Source organism: Nonomuraea sp. ZG12, from assembly GCF_052068115.1.
In the GTDB taxonomy this organism is placed as follows: Bacteria; Actinomycetota; Actinomycetes; order Streptosporangiales; family Streptosporangiaceae; genus Nonomuraea.
The window spans coordinates 1-19,160 of record NZ_JBQHCW010000025.1 but is presented as its reverse complement, the minus strand read 5'-3'; the positions used below and the strand labels follow the sequence as shown (position 1 = coordinate 19,160).

Sequence of the window (19,160 nt, the reverse complement as noted above, 5' to 3'; positions counted from 1 at the left end):
CCTGCCTCCTCAGTGTTCGAACACCATGGCGGAGAAGAACCCCCCGATGCCCACGGCGACCATCACGTACCGATCGCCCGGCTGTAACCGGCCGAGTTCCTGGGCCGTCCGGAGATTGATGAAGGAGTCGGCGCAGAAGCAGTGACCGGTCTCCGGGACGTTGTCCAGCAGGACGCGTTCCAGCGGGAAGTCCATGAGCCGGCACACCCGCACCCAGGAGACGCGGTTGACGTTGTGCGGGAGAACCAGGGCCACGTCGCTGAGGGAGATCCCGGCCCGGTCGACGGCGGTGGTCAGCACCTCGGCCACCGCGTTCGGGTAGACCTGCTGGAAGTCGGCGTTCGCCTCGTCAGTGAGCACGAGCCCGGAGTTGAACCTGCCGTACGTGCGCGTGGCGTATCCGAGCACACGATCGTGTCCGCCCCCGATGCCGACCAGGAGCGCCACCGCCCCTTCACCGTTCACAGCCGAGCCGGGCACCGTTTTCACCATGGTGGTGAAGGTCTTCTCGCCGGCCAGGATCAGGGCGAGGGCGTCAGGATCGCCTCCCATCTCCAGCAGCCGACCGGCGAGGTCGACCGCGAGCAGCCCCGACGCGCACACCTGGTGGACCATGGTGAACGCTTCCGCCCGGCGCAGTCCGAGAGCCCGCCGCACCTCGTGAACGTCGCTCCTCGGGTAGACGGTTACGACCGGCATGCTTCGTGCCTGGATCACGTAGCGAATACGGTCCTCCTGGCCGCGCAGTTCGCTGAGCTTGCCGGCGGCGGCGAGCATGAGGTCGTAGCCGGTGCCGCCAGGCTCGCGCCGGATGTGGGAGAGACCGAAGAACCGTCCGAACGCCCTGAGCTGCCCGTCCGTCAGCCCCAGTTCGTCCTGGATCGAGGCGATCGCCACGCGTTGCGGCGGCAGGTAGACGGCGACTTCCCGTAGGTCGGTCATCGCTGTTCCGCCAACGCGCTCAAGTGATCGGCCAGCGCGTCGATGGTCTCGTAGTCCCAGGCCACGGTCGGCTCTATATGCAGGTCCAGATGGTCCTCGATGTCGCCGCACATCGCGAACGCGTAAACCGAGTCCAGTCCGTACGTCACCAGCGACACCGAAGGACTGATCTCCGACGGATCCTTGCTGAGGTAGGACGCGACCCGCTGGGTCAGCCAGCTACGTAGATCGTCCACGGACGTCTCCTTCACTCATGTCACCGGGTACCGGGCTGTCTGCCAGGTCGGGAGCGCGTGCGCCGACGTAGCGGCCGGCCGGGTGAGCGTGGCCACCTCCCACGCGTGATCAGCGGGGGCGCCGCGCCGGCGGGCCGAACCGGTCCGGGTCTGCGGCCGTCATGTCGCGCTGTCTCGGTAGCGGGCGCGCACTGCGGGCGTGAGCTCCTCGTGCAGGGCGGTGAGCCGGTCCTTGGTGAACAGGTCGCGCGTCAGCCCGCGCTGGATCTTCCCGCTGGTGGTCCGTCGCACTTGGGACGGCCGTACCAGGACCACGCCGCCGACCGCCACGCCGAAGTCACGCCGGATGGCGCTGCGGATCTCCGCGGCGAGGCCGGACGGCGTCATGTCCGTCAGGGCATGGGCGCGGCACTCCTGCACGATCACGATCTCCTCGTCAGGGGTGGGAACCGTGAAGACCGCGCCGACCCCGCGAGCGAGCGCCGGGTGCGCCTCGCGCACCGTGGCCTCCAGGTCCTGGGGGTAGAGGTTCTGCCCATGGACTATCAGCACTTCCTTGATGCGGCCGGTCACATAGAACTGACCCTCGTGAAGCGTCCCGAGGTCGCCGGTGCGCAGATAATCTCCGCCGCCCCGGTCGCTGGTCGCACCGAAGACGGCCCTGGTCGTGTCCGGACGGTTCCAGTAACCACGCGCCACCTGGGGACCGCGTACCCAGATCTCACCGATCCGCCCGTCCGGCAAGATCTTGCCTGTCACGGGATCCACGATGACGATCCCGTCGCGGGCCAGCCCGCTGGAGACCAGCATCCGGGTACGCTCCTCCGTTCCCGCCACTGGTTCAGCGGGCACGAAGAGGCCGAGGGCGAGCTGGACAGCGTCCACGTCGGTGGTCACCATGCCGCGCCGAGAGTCTGTACAGGTCACCGCCAGAGTCGCCTCGGCCAGGCCGTACGCCGGCAGCATGGCCGCCGGATCGAGCCCGTGCGATCTGAAGCGCTCGATGAAGGCCAGTTGGGTCGCGGCGCGGATCGGCTCGGATCCGTTCAGCACCTGGGTCAGCGAGGAGAGGTCGAGCCCGGCCGCCTGCGCCTCGGTGACCGCTCGCACGCAGAGGTCGAAGGCGAAGTTCGGACCAGCGGTGAGGTTGACACGGTGCCGGTCGAGCAGCCGCAGCCAGGTGTACGGCCGCTTGACGAAGGCGAGAGGGGCCATCAGCACCGTCGTGGCGCCCAGGCACAACGGGGACAGCAGCAGGCCGATCAGCCCGAAGTCATGGAAGGTAGGCAGCCAGCCGCCGAAGCGCGTCCTTGATGTGGCGCCGGTCACTTGGCAGAAGATCTCGGTGTTCTCCAGGATGTTGCCATGGTCGACCATGACGCCCTTGGGGTCTCCGGTGGAACCGGACGTGTACTGCAGGAAGACGAGGGTCTCCGCGTTGATCCGCCCCGGGTCGGCCCACTGCTCGGCCGGCGGAAGCGCTCCATCGACCGCCAGGCAGGTCATCGTCTCCAAACCGGCGTCGTGGGCCCACTCCTGGACGGTGTGCAGCCCTGCTCGCTCGGACAGTGCCACTTTGACGCCCGCGTCTCTGGCGATGCCCGCCAGGCGGGCCTGGTGACTGCGGTGACCGCCGGGCGGCGGCGCCGGCACCGCGATCAGGCCCGCGTAGACGCAGCCGAAGAAGGCGGCGACGAAGCCGAGACCCGGCTCGTTGAGCAGCAGGACCCGATCGCCCGGATCGGCGTGCAGCTGGAGCAGCGCGGCCACGCGGCGCGCGGTTCGATCCAGCTCGGCGTAGGTGACGCGCTGGTCGCCGGCCGCGTCTGTCGGGGCTGTCGCGAAGACGACCGCTTCCTGATCGCCGCGGACGATGGCCCAGTCCCGCAGGAGTGCCGTCAAGGTGTCATGGTCAGGCATGCAACCCTCCATGGTGGAGACCTGATGGGATGATTTCGCTCGGTTCTCGGCGGCGGCAGCCGCATTCGGGCGGCTCATGGGCTATGCCTGATCGGCTTCATAGCCCCGCCCGGACGGCCGCGTACCTGACCCGCGCGTAGAGCGTGTTCAGGTCATCGAGCTCGGAGCTCGGGTGGGGCGATAGGAAGTGCGAGGGCACCTCGTTCGCCACCCGGGTCGAGGCCGGCACCACCGCGTCGACGCTCGGCCCGCTCCTCCTCGAATCGGCCCAGCTCTCGGCCGTGTCGAGGGCGATCAGCAATTCGGTCACGTTCTCGAACGATCGGTGCCTGGCCACGAACACCCCTCGGGACAGGTAGCGCCCGGGAGCGCCCGCGGCGAGCACCGAGAGCAGTGCCCGGTTGGCGAGCGTCTCGCAGGCCAGGATGGTCACGACCGGCCGGTCATCCGGCTGCTCGAGCGGCGGCTCGGGCCGGGCGCCACATCGGGGACAGGCGACGGTAAGCAAGCTGACCTGGGGATCGAGCACCCCTGGCGGCGCGGGGATCGAGGACGGGATGAGCAAGAGCGCCCGTGCCTCCCGCCGTGCCATCCGCTCGATGATGGTCGCCGCCTCACGCACGGACGAGCTCCTCCAGCCGGGGCCGGGCCGCCGCGCGACCGCGTTCGACGGCCTCGACGCCGAGCCCGGTCAGAGCCGCCGACGAGCGCTCGTCCAGGCGGGCGCGGTCGGCGTCGCCGAGTCCCGAGGCGACCCACGAGGCGATCGCCCGGTGGAGGATCCAGTCCGCGCCGGGACCCGCGCGCTCGCCCGCGTCCGCCCCGAGGATGTAGGCCGCGGCCCACAACTCCCGCGCGTACGCGGGGAGGTCCCGGCGCGGCAGGGTGGCGAGGATCCGCCGGGGATCCAGGCCGATCAGGGCGGACCAGTCCGCCCAGTACCAGGCGAAGGGATGCTCCACGGGCTCGCCTTCACGAAACAGCCGCAGGAAGCACCGGGAGTCGATGAGCTCGACCGCGAATGTTCCGCACTCCCGGTCGTCACACGTGCGCCAGTGGCCGGGGTCGAGGCGCCGACCGTCCGCGTGGACCGTCGCGTGGAAGGAACCGGGATGTCCGGCGAGGCTGGGCGTGTCCTCATGGTCGATCAAGTGCGGCACCGCGGCGACCACGGGCAGGCCGCGCTCAGCGCAGAAGAGCGCGACCATCTCGTCGTCGTCGCGGATGTCGTCGCTGATGGGGGCGAGGTACGCGGCCAGATCCCTGGCTCGCTCGGCGGGGAGCACGAGCCCTTGGGTCGGGATCCACTCCGCTCGCGACAGCGGCGCCCACGCGGAGCCGGCCGCCGCCGCCCGCCTGACGAGATACGAGTTCTGCGGGCTGTTCCAGTTGGAGTAGAGGGCGACGGCATGCCGCGGCCGCGCCCGGATGGCGTCGGCCAGGTGGGCGGCAAATCCGGCGCTCAGCAGTACGTCGTCCTGCAGGACGAGATGGTGGGTGGCCTCGTGCGGCACGGCCGCCCAGGCGAGCTTGGCCGTCCGCAGCGGACTGGGAGTTCCGGAAGGGTCGGGATCCACGATCACCTGCGCCGGAAGCGGGGCGCACGATGCGAGCAACGAGGCGACCCGATCGGCTCGACGTGGATGATGCATGATCGCGACACTTATGCGGATGTCCATGAAGATGCCACGCGCCCCTTCTGCTCGGCGACATCGATCAGGTCCTCGACAGGCACGAATCCGCACCCGCTCACCATGAGGGTCTCCAGGATCCGCGGGAGCGCCTCGATCGTCTGCGAACGGTCGCCACCGCCGTCGTGCAGGAGCACGACTGATCCGAAATCCGTGTCGCTGATCACCCGCTGGGCGATCGCCGAAGCGCCGGGAAGCGCCCAGTCAGCAGCCTCGACGTCCCAGAGCACGGTGGTCTGCCCATGCTGGGCAAGCCACCCGAGCACGTCGGCGTTCCGGCCGCCGAAAGGTGGCCGGAACAACGTAGGGACCTTCCCGGTGATCCCGGCCAGCATCTCGGCTGTCCTGTCCACCTGGGCGAGGACCTCCTGTCTGGTGAGGTCGGGCAAGTAGGGATGCGACCACGTGTGGTTGGCCACGCTGTGGCCTTCCTCCGCGATCCGCGCCACCAGGCGGGGGTGGGCCGCAGCGTGCAACCCGAGGCAGAAGAAGGTGGCGGGCACCTGGTAGTGGCGTAACACATCGAGCAGGCGCGGCGTGTGATCGGGGTCGGGGCCGTCGTCGAAGGTGAGCGCCACCCTCGGGTGTACACGACGGCCATGCACCAGGCACCTGCCCGACGCGACCTGCTCGGCCTCGACGAGCGCGGCCGACTCCAGATCCTCCTCGATCCGCTGGTCGAGCCCGGTGAGCGTGCCCGAGTCGAGGGCGATCCTGGTCAATCGTGACCTGTGGGCACGGCCCAGCTCCGCCAGGATGTCCGCATCCGGCGATCCGAACGCCCGCCGCAACGGTGCGACATCCCCGTCGGCACGGTAGACGTCGAGTCCCGCGGCCGTCAGGTAGCCGTCAACGACTCCGTTCGTGCCGTCGATGACGCACATCAGCGGTTCCCGTTCGGCCAGCCGGAGGAGGCGGGCCACGACGTCACCCACGCCCACGGTCTCGAGGCGGAGCGGGGGCACGATGTGGGCTCCCGTGTGATCCAGGACGGCCAGCTCGTACGCGCTCTTCTCCCATCCGACGCCCGCGTACCACATCCGTCAGCCCTGCCGGAGCGGGACGGGTTGGCCGTCCCGCCGGGCCGACGTGTACGCCGCCTCGATGACCTCGGCGGTCGAGACGATGTCGTGGAGAGGCTCCGCCCACGACGCGGGTCTCCCCAGCCAGGCGGTGAAGTCGGTGAAGAGGTCCGCGAACCACTCCTCGTGGGTGGAGCTCTGCGTCGGCGACTCCAGGGATCGTTCCTCGTCACCGCCTGGCCCGGTCAGCACGGCGGTGCCGTCCGTGATGGTCACCGAGGAGGCGGGGCCCGCCAGGGTGTAGCGGTTCGTACGCCGGTCGCCGACCCAGCTCAGCTCGATGTCGGCGGTTCCGGAGGGAAAGTGCAACCGCACGTCGATGGCCTCGTCGAGGCCTTCGGTCTGCCAGCGCGCCACGGCGGAGACCTTGGCGGGGCGTTCCCCGAAGAGGCGGGCGGCCATGTAGACGCAGTGCGAGCCGTGGTCCAGCAGAATGCCCCCGCCGGCGAGCTCCGGGTCACGCCGCCAGTCCGGCCGGTAGGCGTCGTTGCCCCTGGCGTGGGTCTGCCGCTCGATGCGGAAGGACAGCGTACGCGGTGTCCCGGCGGCGGCCGCGCACTCCTCCAGCAGCCGCATCATCGGCGAGTACAGGTAGTTGTGCGCCGGGTAGAGCAGGCGCCCGGTCCGCTTCGACGCTTCGATCAGGTCGAGCGCGTCGGCCGTGCGGAAAGCGACGGGCTTCTCGCAGACCACGTGGCTGCCGGATTCCAGCGCCGCCAGGGCAAGAGCGCGATGGTGACCCGGCGGTGCGCACACGTCCACGACGTCGGGCGCGTGTTCGGCGCTCAGCTCGGTGAGCTCGGGGTACGCGCGGAGCCCGGCCTGCCTGGCTGTCTCGCGTCTGGCCGGCGACGGGTCGGCGACCGCGACCACGTCCACGCCCGCCAGGCGGTCGTAGGCCGACAGCCGGGCCGCGCCGGCGACGCCGAAGCCCGCGATCGCCACCTTCATCGGGAACCTCCTGTCAGAGTCGCGCGGATCACGCCGGCGGCTTCGCGGGCGAGGTCGGCGTCGACGTTGAGCGGCGGATAGAGCCGCAACGTGTTGCCACCCGTCATGACCAGGACCCCCGCCCTCAGCAGCGCGAGGAACGTCTCACGTAGCACCTGGCCGGAAACGGTTTCCTTGGTGGCCTTGTCGGCCACCAGCTCGATGCCGATGGCCAGGCCGAGCCCGCGTACATCTCCCACCAGCGGCGCCTCGTCGACCAGCGGGCGGAGCAGTTCCAGCAGCTCGGCGCCGAGCTTGCGGGCGTGTTCCGCGAGGTCCTCCTCGACGAGCACGTCCGTGGTGGCGGCCACCGCCCGGCAGGCCATGGGGAACGCGCCGAAGCTGGAGGAGCTGGCGCTCGGGTCGGAGAACGGCGCGGCGGACATGTGGGCCGCGGTGGAGATCACCCCGGTGACCGGGTATCCCCCGCCCATTCCCTTGCCCACCGTCACGATGTCCGGGGTGACGTCCTCGTGCTGGTAGGCCATCGGCGCTCCGGTACGGCCGAAGCCGGTCATCATCTCGTCGGCGATGAGCAGGGCGTCGAACTCCTCGGCCACCTCCTTGAGCGCCGCGAGATAGCCGTCGGGCGGAACGACATTGCCCGAGCGGCCCTGCACGGGCTCGACCACGATGGCCGCGAACGCGCCCGTCGATTCGCGTTTGATGACGTCTCGCGCCAGGTCCACGCACGCGAATCCGCAGGAGGGGCTCTTCAGCTTCAGCGGGCAGCGGTAGCAGTTGGCGTACGGCGCGCTGAAGAAGCCGGCGGGCAGCGGGCCCAGCCCGGCTCTGGCTCCTGACGTGAGCGCCAGGCTGCCCATCGTCTTGCCGTGGAAGCCACCCCAGAAGGACAGGAATTCGTGCTTCCCGGTGACCGACTTGGCCAGTCTCAGGGCCGCCTCCACGGCTTCGGTGCCGCCGCTGTAGAGCTGGATGCGGTCGAGGGGTGCGCTGAGCACGCGGCGCAGGGCGTTCACCATGTCGAGTCGGGCGGGCGAGCCGAACGCGCCCGCCGGTGTGGCGGTGAGCTGGGCGGCCAGCGCCGCGACGTATCGGGGGTGGGAGTGTCCGATCGAGTTGACGCCGCCGGCGCCCTGAAAGTCCACGATCTCGTGCCCGTCGGCGTCCGTGAGCATGGCGCCTTCCGCACGCTCGACGCAGAGCTTCGACCACAACATCACGGCTTGCAGGCCAGGCCCGATGACCCGCTGCTCCGCGGCCCAGTGAGCGTCCGACCTGCTGCGCTCGGACGTCAGTCCAATTGCCATCTCCAGGCCCTTCCAGGTGTGTGCGCTCCAGAGTGCCGACTGTCCAGAGGGGACATAAGCGTCGATCGGCCGGGCGAGAGGGCATACCCGAACGAGCCGGTGCCGCAGGCCCCTCACCCGCCTAGGGTGAGGCGATGGATCATGTCGGGTTGGTCGCTCTCGCCGCCACGGCCGCCGTCGAAGCCGGCTCGCTCCTCGTCACCCGCTACGGCCCCGGCGTCAGGACGCGGGCCAAGAGCGGCCGGCATGACGTCGTGACGGAGGCGGACGGGCAGGCCGAGTCGCTGATCCGTACCATGCTGTCGGCGTCCTGTCCCGACAGCGTGATCGTCGGTGAGGAGACCGGCGCGAGCGGAGCGGGCGAGGTCGAGTGGTACGTCGATCCCATCGACGGCACGCACAACTTCGCGCGCGGCCTCGGGTTGTACGCGGTCTCGATCGGAGTGTCGGTGCGCGGCGAGCCGGTCGGCGGAGCCGTTTACGAGCCGACGCGCGGCGAGTTGTTCACCTCGGCGGACGGCGTCCTCCGGATCGACGGCCGGCCGGCGCACCCGCTCGTCGCGGAGCCCGATCCGCTGCCCATCGTCCTGACCGACATACCGACGCCCGGGGTCCGGGACCCGGCCGAGGCCCGGTTGCACGCGGAGCTGGTGGAGACGGCGGACGTGCGAAGGATCGGGTCCTCGGCCTTGGCGCTCGCCTACGTGGCCGCGGGCCGGGCCGACCTGGCCGTGAACGCGGATGTATACATCTGGGACGTAGCCGCCGGGCGATCGCTGGTCACCGCGGCCGGAGGGGGTTTCACGGGAGTGCCCGGGGAACCAGGGACGGAGAGCCGGTCTGGTTTCGTGGCCTGGGGTCCGCTCTTCGCCGCGCACGGGAGGCGCTTGTCTGACCGCCTCGCGGAATTCGCGGAGCTCTCTGTCCGGAACTCGTCAGATGCCTGGCCCTGTCGAACGACGAACGTATTTGATGTGAGTCATGACGCCGACCTTTCCTGAAGGCACAGAAACCGGACAGATCAACGTCGCGATCCTCATCGGCAGCGAGTTGCTTCATCGGGGTCTGGAGACCGTTCTGCGGCAGCTCCCCATGGTGAACCTCATGGTCAACGACGACACCTGCGATGTCCTGATCACCACGGACCCGCTGTCCCGCACGCGTGACAAGGACGTCAAAACCATTCTCCTGCTCGACGAGGCCCAGGTGGCCGCCCCGGCGTTCACCCTCTCATCGGCATTCGACGGCTACCTCATTCAGGAGGAGATAACGGCGAACCATCTGCGCGACGCCATTCACCGAGTGGTCGCGGGCGAGCTGGCGATCCCCGACCGGTTGGCGCGGGTGCTGCTCACGCGAGCATCGGGTCCGCCGTCCGCGGCGGAAGCGCCGCAGCACCGGCCGCCGGTCAGCCTCACCGCCCGCGAACGCGTGACTCTGTCCCTGCTCGCCGACGGTCTCAGCAACAGGCAGATCGCGCGACGCCTGTCGATCTCGGAGCACGGCGCGAAAAGGCTGGTGGCCAGCGTGTTGCTGAAGCTGGACTCACCCAACAGGACCGCGGCGGTCGTCACGGCGATCAAGGCTCGCCTGATCGAGTACGCCTGAGGCGCGGCAACAGCGGCCGGAACCTCCGCTCGCGCAGCATCCCCTTCCACAACCCGACCGCGCCCACGACGTCGTCCAGCACGTGCGCGGCGACGTACCTGATCGGGTCGAGCGGCGGGCGGCGCTCCACCCACTCGGCCAGCGCGGGCAACGCCAGCGCGGCGACGAGCGGGAGGCGCAGCCGGGGGACGACGATCGCGGCGGGGAGCGCCAGCGGCCACCACACCTGCGCGATCGACGCTCCGGCCAGGCGACCCGCCGTCAGCGCGTCCGCGCCGGCCAGCGCGGCCGCCCGCACGGGCTCGCCGGGCAGTTCCCTGGCCAAGCCGGCCGCATGGGCCGCCACACAGGAGGCCGCCAGGCCCACGCCGGACGCCCGGCCAGGGGCGCACACCACGGCGGCCCAGGCCAGGACACCCCACGCGGACGCGTCGAGCGCCGGGATGGCGCCGGGGTGCCTGCGGTCGAGCGCCGCCACCGCGGTGCCGTACTCGACCCGGCGGGCCAGCCAGGCACCCAGCCGGATCCTGTGACGGTGGGCGACCTTCGCGCCGGGCTCGTAGCGGACCTGCCACCCCGAAGCGGCCAGCCGCCAGACGAAGTCGACGTCCTCTCCCAGGGAGAGCCGCTCGTCGAAGCCGGCGCCCGCCGCCGCTCGCCGGACCATGAGCGCTGCCGTGGGCACGTACGGCACCAGTCCGTCGGGCCGCACCACCGCAGCGGCGCCCCCCATGTCGAGCGCGGAACGAGCGGCCTCGTAACGCGACAACCACCCACGACCGACGCCGTGCGACACGATACGCGGGGCGACCGCCGCCACCTCCTGGTCGGCGAAGTGCGGCAGCAGCCGGTCCAGCCAGCCGGGTTCCAGAACGCAGTCGGAGTCCACGAACGCCACGTAGGGCGTGGTCACGGCGGCCAGCCCGGTGTTCCTGGCGGCGGCCGGGCCGCCTCGCGTGTCCCGGCGCACATAGGTGGCCCCGGCATCGGAAACGACCTTCGACACGGCCTCCTCGTCCGGAGAACCGTCGTCCACCACGATCACCGCCAGCCCGCGCAGCCCGGCGAGGCACGCGGCCAGCTCTCGCACCCGCGCGTGCACGGGAACGACGACGGTCACCTCCGCCTCCGGGGGCCCGCCGGCTTCGGGCTCCGGCCGCAGCATCCCCGCCTCCACCAGCAGACGGGCGAGTGCGCGATGCGAGCCGGAGAGCGGCCGCCCGGCCCGCCAACGGGCGACCTCGTCGGCTTGAACCCGATCGAGGCGCAGCACCCGGCGGGGATGGCCGCCCACCAGGATGCGTCCCTGCGCCAGGACCAGCGTGCCGGGGTCCAGCCGCGGGATCACGTGTACTCCCCGAGCCGCGCCACCTGCACATCCCGGGAAAGCTGGTCGACCAGCAATCGCTCGAAGCCCCGCAGATACCGTTCGATGGCGTCAGGAGGCAGGTACGTGGTGTCGGCGCACAGCGACAGCATGACCGCGCCGGGATGCCCGGGGGTGTCTCCCACTTGCGCGAAGAAGGTGACGCCGTCCTCGTCGGTGCGGTCCGCCCAGCCGAATGTGGAGGCGGCCGGGGCGCCGGACGAGGTCACCGGGGCGGAGTTCGTCCTGTAGTCGTTGAAGAAGGAGCGCAGCTCCGGATGCCCGCCCCTCTCCGCACCGAGCTCGTCGATGATGTCCCAGGCTTTGTCCGGATCGAACCTGCCGCGGTGGTAAGCACGAATGGACGATTTCCAGGTCGCCTGGATCACGTCGGAGAACGCCGGGCCGGCCACCTTGATCAGCGCCGGGACGTCCTGCGTGAGGGTGCCCACGGCATGCCGCAACTCGGCCCGGATCCGGTTGCCCGCCACGAGCAGCAGGCCCACCTCGTCACGGCCGGTGACCGCGCCGAGCATCGCGGCCGCACCGGCCAGGGCCACGGCCGAGCTGCCGACGCGGTAACGGGCGGCCAGCGTGTCCAGCGCGGCGGCGGCCACGTACGAGCTCAGGCCGCCCTGCCGGTAGCGAGGCGTCTGAGCGGGCCCGGCCGGCCGCGCGAAGTTGGCGCGTGGGAAGGCGCTCAATGTGGAGCGGACGTCGGCCAGCGCGGCCGACTCCATCCGCTGCCCCGAGTCGGACTGCTCCGCGGCCGCCACGTCGAGCGGCTGGGCCGCCGGCGCGGGCGCGGGCAACGGGGCCCCTTCCGCCCGGCAGCGGAGCATGCGCTCCAGCTCCGCGGCGAGCAGCCGGATGCTCTGCAGATCCGCCGCCAGATGGGTGACGCACACGACGACCGCGTACGGCACACCGTCGCGCGCCGCCGCTGCCGCGCGGAAGGGCGCATCGGTGGCGTGGTCGAAGTCCGCGTCATGGAGCCGGGCTGCCAGCGCGTCCACCTGTTCCTGGCCTGCTTCCGGATCGTCCAGGACGCCGACCAGGATGTCGCCGGAGGCGAGCACGCGCTGCATGAGCCCGCCCTCCTCGGTGAAGACGGTGCGGAGGGACTCGTGCCGCCCGACCAGCTCGGTGGTCAGCTCCAGCACGTCGTCCAGGCTGATCCCCTCGGCGACGGCCAGCGGGCAGGCGACGTTGTACGGCGTGCCGTCCGGCATCTGACGTATGTCACGCCAGACCTGTCGCTGGCCCCACGTGGCCGGCCCCGTTTCCGCGCGCGTCCCGGTGAAGGACACCTTGTGCCAGGTCAGATCGTTCATATCCCTTCCTCAGCCATGGCCGTCAGCCGGACGTCCAGGTACATGTCGTTGAGCTCGGTTTCGGGTTCCGGCGCGTGCGGGCCGGTGAACATCGGCCGGAGATCGCCGTCTCGCGCCCTGGTCACCGCCGGCAACGTCGCCTCGCCGGCGTCGCCCGCGGTGCCGTGCCCGTCCGCGAGGGCGTCCGCCCAGGTCTCGCTCCGGTCGACGGCCCGCAGGTCCAGGCCGCCCAGCCGCGCGACGGCCCGCGTCCGGTACGCGAGCGGCCCCGTCCCCTGCTCGATCGCGATGGCCATGGGCAGCACCGCCCGCGGAGTCAGCCATTCGCAACCGAGCACGGCGAGGGTGGGCAGACCGGTCTCCTCGCCGGTCACTCTCCAGTGGTCGAACGGCGGATCGGCGCCGGCGGCACCGCAGACAGGGCACGGCACCATCCGCATCACCACGTCGGGAGCCGGCGGCCGGATGACGCCGGGTGGCTGGTCGGGGGCGATGAGCCGGTTCAGCCCCGCCTCCCTGCGGGCCATCCGCGCCGCCACCGACCACAGGTCCTCAACCGGCGACATCGGCGGTCCTCCAGACCGAGAAGCCTTCCAGGCACGCCTCCGTCAGCGCGGCCTGACCTTCAGGGCCGAGCCGCGAACGGTCGGCGGGCCGCAGGCCGGACTCGACCCAGGTGGCCAGCGCCGGCCGGAGCCAGTCGGCGCGGTCGAACTCGGGAGTGTCCGCTCCGAGCAGGTATCCCGCCGCCCAGACCTCCGCCCGCACGCCCTGTCCCCGGACCACGCGCGGATCGATGCCGATCAACGGCGCCCAATCGTGCCAGTACCAGCCGTACTCGTGTCCCGCCGGCTCCTCCGTGCGAGGGCGGGTGAAGCGGAGGTAACAACGCGAGCCGCGGAGCTCGACCACGTGCTCCCAGGGGTCCGCCCGCTCGAACCTGGCCGCCAGCGCGGCGTCCTGGGCGGAATCGCGCGCCCAGTGAGCCGCCGGCGGCGGCGTCCGGCCGGCGAACACGGTCGCGTGATACAGGTCCTCGTGCGCGGTGAGAGATTCAACGTTCCCCTTCTCCACGAGGTGCGGGACGGTGGCCAGCATCGGCAGCCGCCGCTCACGGCAGAACTGAGCGATCAGCTCGTCGTCGTCGATCACCTCGTCGGGAATGGGTGCGAGATAGGCGGCCAGCTCACGGGCCCGATCGGCGGGCATCAGGAGGGCTACGGCGGGCGCCCAGTCGGTGCGGGAGAGCGGGGCCCACGCGGCGCCCGCCGCCGCGGCCCGGCGTACGAGATAGGAGTTCTGCGGGCTGTTCCAGTCGGAGTACAGGGCCACCACGTGCCGCGGCCTGGCCGCGACGGCGGCCTGGACCTGCGCGGCGAAACCGTCGCAGAGCAACGCGTCGTCCTGGATGACCAGGTGATGGGTGGCGCCCTCGCCCACGGCGGCCCACGCGCGCTTGGCCGTGCGCAGAGGGCTGCGCACGCCTGCCGGCTCAGGATCGGTCACTACCCTGGCGACCAGCGGCAGGCAGGCTCTGACCAGGGCATCCACCAGATGGGCTCGGGCCGGATGATGCATGATCGCGACGCTGACCTTCATCGCTCCCCCTCGGGGAACCGGCGGCGGACGAATCTGTGCGCGAGGAGCAGCACTACCGACACCCCTGCGGCGTTCAGAACGGCGAGCGTCCAGTAGAAGCCCTGGACGCCGACCACTCGGGCCAGCACGGCTCCGACGACGACACTTCCCAGGAAATACGGGATGTTCAGCAGGAGGGCGAGGAACCCACCGCCGATCTGCTCGATGGTCACGATGATGGTGACCGTGATTCCCATGCACCCGTACGTGAGCCCGACGATGCCGAGGAAGAGCTCAGTCTGCGCGGCGACGTCGGGCGCCCCGGCCATCAGCGAGGCCAGCGGAGCGCGAGGCAGCCACACCGCGAGGGCGAGCACCGAGTAGGTCAGCCACGCCAGGCCCATGCCCGCCTTCATGACCGGCAGCACCAGGTCAGGCCGATCGGCTCCGCGCAACCGGTTCATCGTGATCGCCGTCGCGGAGCCGATGGCGGTGGACGGTACCAGGATGAGCGTCTCCAGGGCCACGGCCACCGAGAACCCGGAAACGACATCGGGGCCGAACGGTGCCACCACCCACATCAGGCCGAAGTTGCTCACCGCGATCACCAGGAACGACATCGTGATCGGTCCGCCGACAGCGGCCAGGTGGGTGAGCGCCTCCGGCCGCCAGCTGAGCGTTTCCCTCGCTCGCCATACGTCGGTCCTGGCCAACGCGAGGACAGCGTAGGAGAGCGCGGCGACGCCTCCGGCCGCCATGGCGATCGGCAGTGCGTACATGCCGAGGCCGGTGCCGAACCCGAGGACGGCTGCCGTGGCGATCTCCACACCGGCGCCCAGCAGGACCGCACCTGCCGCGCTGCGCGCGTGGCCGTATCCCCTGAGGCTGGACGCGCACAAGGACACCGGCAACCACAACACGTTGGCGCAGCAGATCCAGCGGACGAAGGACACGAAGTCCGCCGTGGAACCGGGCGGTACTTCGAGCAGCGAGGCGATCCAGGGAGCGCCCGCGATGACGGCGAGAGCGACGACCCCCCACAGCGCCACTCCCACGACGGCCATGCTCGCCGCCGTGGGCAGCACGTCCTGAGGCCGTCGCCGGCCACGACTCAACGCGGCGGCGACCTGGTTGCTGATGTCCAGACCCATCTGCATGGCGATGAAGAGAAAGGCGAGCGGCATGTAGAGCGATCTGAGGTAGAGCGCCTCCTCGTCCACGCGGCCCATGATGGCCAGGATGATGAGCGGCGTGACGACACCCACGACCTCGCCGTAAAAGATCGGAAAAGCCAGGCGGGCGATCTCCTGGCGGCCTCCCCACGGCGCGGACTCAGGTGGACGAGCGACCTGCGTCACGATCTCCCCTTCCGGGTGAATGCATCACACGCTGCATTTCGGCCACCATAGCCATGGCGGAGAAGGGCGACCAGCTCCCTGAATGGCTATGCCCGTTCAGGGTCCTATTACCGGAATAGGGAACGGGTTAAGGTGCTGGACATGCAGGAAACAATGGGCGTCGCGATAGTGGGATGTGGATATGTCGCCGACTACTATGCGACCACTCTCCCCAACCACCCGCAGCTCAAAGCGGTCGGCGTCCATGACAGGAATCCGGCCCGGGCCGCGGCTTTCAGCCGCCACCACGGCATTCCCGTTTTCGCGTCCATGGCCGATCTGCTGGCCGACGAATCCGTCCGCATCGTGGTCAATCTCACCAACCCGCGAAGCCATGCGCACGTGACCAGGTCGGCTCTTGAGGCGGGCCGGCACGTCTATTCGGAAAAGCCTCTCGCCCTTTCTGTCGCCGAGGCGCGCGAGCTCGTGGAGCTGGCCGAGTCCCGCGGCCTGATTCTCGGCGCCGGCCCGTGCACCCTACTGGGTGAGACCGCGCAGACGTTGTGGCGTGCGCTGCGCGACGGTGCCGTGGGGCTTCCCAGGCTGGTCTACGCCGAACTCGACGACGGGGCCATCCACCAGATGCCGTATCGGACCTGGACCAGTGAGTCCGGCGCGCCGTGGCCCTACCTGGACGAGTTCCGCGTGGGCCCGGCCCTGGAACACGCGGCGTACTACCTGAACTGGCTGACCGCCTTCTTCGGCCCGGTCACGGAGGTCACGTCGTTCTCGGCGCTGGTGGTCCCTGACAAGGTGCCCGGCATGACCGGCTCGGACTTCGCGCCCGACTTCACGACCGCGACCCTGCGCCTCACATCCGGAGTGATCGCCAGGCTGACCTGCTCCACGCTGGCCCCCGAGGACCGTGCGCTGCGGATCATCGGCGACGACGGCGTGCTGCGCGTCGCCGAGTGCTGGGACTACGGTGCCGGTGTCACGTTGCGGACGCTGGTGCCCGCCGAGAAGCGCGAGTCGTGCGATCACTACCTTGAGCCGCCGGTCCCCTTCCCCTTGGTCCGGCCGGCCGACTACCGCCACCGCTACAAGCAGTCTCCCGAGCAGGACCTGCACGACATGGACTTCGCGCGGGGGGTGGCCGAAGTGGCCGACGCCGTCGTCGAACGCCGCGGCGCCCGCGTGTCAGCCCGGCAGGCCCTGCATGTGCTGGAGATCATCCTGGCGATGATGGAGTGCGGCTCAACCAAGATCGAGTCCACGTTCGAACCCGTGACACCCATGCCGTGGGCGAGCCTTCCGGCATGACGGCGCTCGGCTGGGGCGTGCTGGGGGCAGCCCGCATCGCTCGCTCGGACTTCCTGCCGGCGGTGGCGGCGTCCCCCTCCGCGCGCCTCGCCGCCGTCGGCGCCCGCGATCTCGGCAGGGCCGCGGAGCTGGTCGAAGGCCATCCCGGCGCCCGCGCGTACGGCTCCTATGACGAGGTCCTGTCCGACCCCGCCGTCGACGCGATCTATGTGGCAGTGCCCAATTCCCTGCACGCCGAGTGGACCGTGCGCGCGCTGGAGGCCGGCAAGCACGTCCTGTGCGAGAAGCCGATGGCGAGATCGTCGGCCGAGGTGAAGGAGATCGCCGCCGCCGCTGATCGAGGCCGACGGGTGGTGATGGAGGGGTTCATGTACCGCTTCCACCCCCAGTACGACACACCTGCCTTCACAGCGATCCTCGCCGAACTCGGCGAGATCACCACCGCGCACGCGCACTTCACCGTTCCGCTCGAGAGCCCGTACGACATCCGCCTCTCCACCGAGTTGGGCGGCGGAGCGTTCTGGGATCTCGGTTGCTACTGCGTTCACGCTCTGATGTGGCTGCTCGGCGATGTGTCGGAGGCCCATGGCACGTTCACCGGCGAGCCGGACATGGCGGGTTCGGCGTGGTTGCGCTTCGATTCGGGTGCGACGGGCACGGCGTCCTGGGGGTTCACCGGGACATTCGCCGAACGGCTCATGCTGGTGGGCTCCGCCGGCGTCCTCGATCTGGAGCTCCCCTTCCTGGCGTCTGGAGCGGGCCCCGTCCGCCTCGCGACGGCTCACGACGACCGGACGTGGACGCCCACGGCGGGCAACCAGTTCCGCACGCAGGTGGAACACTTCAGCGCGGTGGTCAGGGGAGATGCGGACCTCCGTATCCCCCTCTCCGAAACCCTGCGCTGGGTGAGCGTCGCGGAGAACCTGCGTTAGGGGAAACGGCTTTCCGATGTGCCCGGGGTGCCCGCCCTGCCGCCCTGCCGCTGCCTGCCTGCGCGGTGACGTCCACGGACGTGTGATGAGAGGCCGGTGTGTCGCCGGCGATCACCCGGAGACGGCTCTTGGCCGACGCGGCCGGGGGGAAGATGCCGACCACCATTCCCCGGCTTGAGTCCCGTTTTCTCGCTCAGCGACATCTGCGACATCTGCGACGAAGAATTGGACCGGTCCCGAACTCCGCGGCGCGATTAACGCATCCTTGACCACCAGCGCACGCCGCGTGTCATGCATTAGCTCGCACCTGGGCCGCCCTCGCAGTCGGCAAGCTCGGCACTCAGCTGCGCGGACGCGGAAGCGATATACGCGCGCTTATACCCAAAGACTACTCGGAGCATACCCGGGTTATACCAGGAACTGCTAGAAAGCATTTACTCCATGCTTCCTTGCCCAAGGAGTGGAATCGATGCGGAAACCGGCGATAACCCCAGGCAGGCCGAATTACTGGCGCGCAACCGTACCTGCTGGATGATCGCGTTCGGCGCTCGGTGCGTCAGGTCCCGAAAGAGATGGCCAAGAATGCCCGGCTCATGGCATTGACCGAAGCGGCTGCCGGCGTACAGCTCACGAGCTCGAACGTTCCTTGTACCCCGCTGGCCGGCGGGGACCAGGGGCGACAATCAGGCTGCCCAGCCGGTGACGTGCATTGTCCGTACTTCTCGCCCGAATGTTCGAAGCCTGCATAGGGGAGACACATGTACGTATTGATTGAATGGCTCAACGCCTGCATGCGTGGTGGACTGATCAGCAGGACGCAGCAGGAGGTCATCCTGCTGCTCGCCGACGGCTGGACCGATGAGGCCGTCGGCAACAAGCTGGACATCTCCTCGCGCACTGTCCAGCGGCACGTATCCCGCACCATGGCTCTTGTGGGCGCGCGAAGCCGCCTCGAGCTTGGTATTTTGCTGTCCAGCAGCGCGCAGTCATGGGTGATGCGCAGAGCCCAGTCGAACCGGCAGTCTTTCGCTCTGAAATCGGCGACCGGCTGAGGGCTTGTAGCGTGCGCTGGACGATCAAGTCCACCCGCACATTGGCCGGCGAGTTCGCCCGGGAGGGACACAACGTGTGCGCGGCATGCCCTACGCCGCCTGACCTCCCACATGCTCACCGCCGCCGGCAAGATGTCATCCGTAAGCCCTGAGCGGCATCCCCAGAAGTTCCGCAGGACGCCAGGGACTGGTCCAGGGGGCAGTCTCGGTGAGCGATCGGCTCGGTGAGCGTACGCGGAAGAAATCTGCCTGAGTCGGCCGGTCCAGCTGACGCCGGTGTTGGCGATGAACCCCTTCAGCGGACACCGTCACCCGCCGTCGGCAGCTCGCGGTCAGTGGTCCGGTTCCGCGCCTCGTACGAGATGGCAGCAGGCACCCTGCCTGGGAACCTGGCTGGTGCTGACATACCGGTCCCGGGCGGCAGCGGGGCTCAGCGCTCGACCTCGCCCCGGATGAACTTCTCGACGTAGTCGCGCGCCTCGTCGTCGGAGTACTGCT

The 19,160-nt window shown here is 70.0% G+C and carries 18 protein-coding genes; 5 read left to right on the top strand and 13 right to left on the bottom strand.

Going from position 1 to position 19,160, the window contains the following annotated elements:
* Window positions 1–9: 9 nt before the first annotated feature.
* The 8 genes from ACTMTF_RS39970 to ACTMTF_RS39935 form a co-directional block, all read right to left on the bottom strand.
* The gene (locus ACTMTF_RS39970) at window positions 10–942 is read right to left on the bottom strand and encodes a 3-oxoacyl-[acyl-carrier-protein] synthase III C-terminal domain-containing protein (protein WP_441115320.1); all 933 of its coding nucleotides are present in this window, start codon (window positions 940–942) and stop codon (window positions 10–12) included.
* Window positions 939–1,178 carry an acyl carrier protein gene (locus tag ACTMTF_RS39965; RefSeq protein WP_441115319.1) on the bottom strand — a complete coding sequence of 80 codons (240 nt, stop codon included), beginning with the start codon at window positions 1,176–1,178 and terminating at the stop codon, window positions 939–941. Before ACTMTF_RS39965 ends, ACTMTF_RS39970 begins: the two co-directional genes overlap by 4 nt.
* A gap of 159 nt (window positions 1,179–1,337) precedes the next feature.
* A complete protein-coding gene (locus tag ACTMTF_RS39960; protein WP_441115318.1) occupies window positions 1,338–3,098 on the bottom strand; it encodes a fatty acyl-AMP ligase in 1,761 nt (586 codons plus the stop codon).
* Window positions 3,099–3,195: 97 nt separating this feature from the next.
* Window positions 3,196–3,720, bottom strand: a complete 525-nt coding sequence (locus ACTMTF_RS39955) for a hypothetical protein (protein WP_441115317.1) — start codon at window positions 3,718–3,720, stop codon at window positions 3,196–3,198.
* Window positions 3,713–4,675 (bottom strand): hypothetical protein, encoded by a 963-nt coding sequence (locus ACTMTF_RS39950; protein WP_441115316.1) that lies wholly within the window; start codon window positions 4,673–4,675, stop codon window positions 3,713–3,715. The genes ACTMTF_RS39955 and ACTMTF_RS39950 overlap by 8 nt, the downstream gene beginning before the upstream one ends.
* An 86-nt stretch (window positions 4,676–4,761) precedes the next feature.
* On the bottom strand, window positions 4,762–5,829 hold the full coding sequence (locus ACTMTF_RS39945; RefSeq protein WP_441115315.1) for a polysaccharide deacetylase family protein: 1,068 nt from the start codon (window positions 5,827–5,829) through the stop codon (window positions 4,762–4,764).
* 3 nt (window positions 5,830–5,832) lie between these two features.
* On the bottom strand, window positions 5,833–6,822 hold the full coding sequence (locus tag ACTMTF_RS39940; RefSeq protein WP_441115314.1) for a Gfo/Idh/MocA family protein: 990 nt from the start codon (window positions 6,820–6,822) through the stop codon (window positions 5,833–5,835).
* The gene (locus tag ACTMTF_RS39935; protein WP_441115313.1) at window positions 6,819–8,132 is read right to left on the bottom strand and encodes an aspartate aminotransferase family protein; all 1,314 of its coding nucleotides are present in this window, start codon (window positions 8,130–8,132) and stop codon (window positions 6,819–6,821) included. The genes ACTMTF_RS39940 and ACTMTF_RS39935 overlap by 4 nt, the downstream gene beginning before the upstream one ends.
* Before the next feature lie 134 nt (window positions 8,133–8,266).
* Here ACTMTF_RS39935 and ACTMTF_RS39930 point away from each other — a divergent pair, with 134 nt between their 5' ends.
* Window positions 8,267–9,133: an inositol monophosphatase family protein gene (locus tag ACTMTF_RS39930; protein WP_441115312.1), complete on the top strand. Its 867-nt coding sequence runs from the start codon at window positions 8,267–8,269 to the stop codon at window positions 9,131–9,133.
* A complete protein-coding gene (locus tag ACTMTF_RS39925; protein WP_441115311.1) occupies window positions 9,114–9,740 on the top strand; it encodes a LuxR C-terminal-related transcriptional regulator in 627 nt (208 codons plus the stop codon). The genes ACTMTF_RS39930 and ACTMTF_RS39925 overlap by 20 nt, the downstream gene beginning before the upstream one ends.
* Here the strand turns inward: ACTMTF_RS39925 and mftF are convergent.
* Genes mftF through ACTMTF_RS39900 form a run of 5 tightly spaced genes read right to left on the bottom strand, consistent with a single transcriptional unit; the run spans window position 9,712 to window position 15,376 of the window.
* Window positions 9,712–11,088 (bottom strand): mycofactocin biosynthesis glycosyltransferase MftF, encoded by a 1,377-nt coding sequence (gene mftF / locus ACTMTF_RS39920; protein WP_441115310.1) that lies wholly within the window; start codon window positions 11,086–11,088, stop codon window positions 9,712–9,714. The genes ACTMTF_RS39925 and mftF overlap by 29 nt on opposite strands.
* Entirely contained in the window at window positions 11,085–12,440 is a 1,356-nt protein-coding gene (locus ACTMTF_RS39915; RefSeq protein WP_441115309.1) for a condensation domain-containing protein, read from the bottom strand. The genes mftF and ACTMTF_RS39915 overlap by 4 nt, the downstream gene beginning before the upstream one ends.
* Window positions 12,437–13,006, bottom strand: a complete 570-nt coding sequence (locus tag ACTMTF_RS39910; protein WP_441115308.1) for a hypothetical protein — start codon at window positions 13,004–13,006, stop codon at window positions 12,437–12,439. The genes ACTMTF_RS39915 and ACTMTF_RS39910 overlap by 4 nt, the downstream gene beginning before the upstream one ends.
* On the bottom strand, window positions 12,993–14,039 hold the full coding sequence (locus ACTMTF_RS39905; protein ID WP_441115307.1) for a hypothetical protein: 1,047 nt from the start codon (window positions 14,037–14,039) through the stop codon (window positions 12,993–12,995). Before ACTMTF_RS39905 ends, ACTMTF_RS39910 begins: the two co-directional genes overlap by 14 nt.
* Window positions 14,036–15,376, bottom strand: a complete 1,341-nt coding sequence (locus ACTMTF_RS39900) for an MATE family efflux transporter (RefSeq protein ID WP_441115306.1) — start codon at window positions 15,374–15,376, stop codon at window positions 14,036–14,038. Before ACTMTF_RS39900 ends, ACTMTF_RS39905 begins: the two co-directional genes overlap by 4 nt.
* Before the next feature lie 141 nt (window positions 15,377–15,517).
* Between ACTMTF_RS39900 and ACTMTF_RS39895 the strand changes: the two genes are divergently transcribed.
* From ACTMTF_RS39895 to ACTMTF_RS39885, 3 genes are all read left to right on the top strand, one after another.
* Window positions 15,518–16,678 carry a Gfo/Idh/MocA family protein gene (locus tag ACTMTF_RS39895; protein WP_441115305.1) on the top strand — a complete coding sequence of 387 codons (1,161 nt, stop codon included), beginning with the start codon at window positions 15,518–15,520 and terminating at the stop codon, window positions 16,676–16,678.
* A complete protein-coding gene (locus tag ACTMTF_RS39890; protein WP_441115304.1) occupies window positions 16,675–17,610 on the top strand; it encodes a Gfo/Idh/MocA family protein in 936 nt (311 codons plus the stop codon). Before ACTMTF_RS39895 ends, ACTMTF_RS39890 begins: the two co-directional genes overlap by 4 nt.
* Before the next feature lie 758 nt (window positions 17,611–18,368).
* Complete coding sequence (locus ACTMTF_RS39885; RefSeq protein WP_441115303.1) at window positions 18,369–18,662, top strand: helix-turn-helix domain-containing protein; 294 nt, start codon at window positions 18,369–18,371, stop codon at window positions 18,660–18,662.
* Window positions 18,663–19,160: the final 498 nt, after the last annotated feature.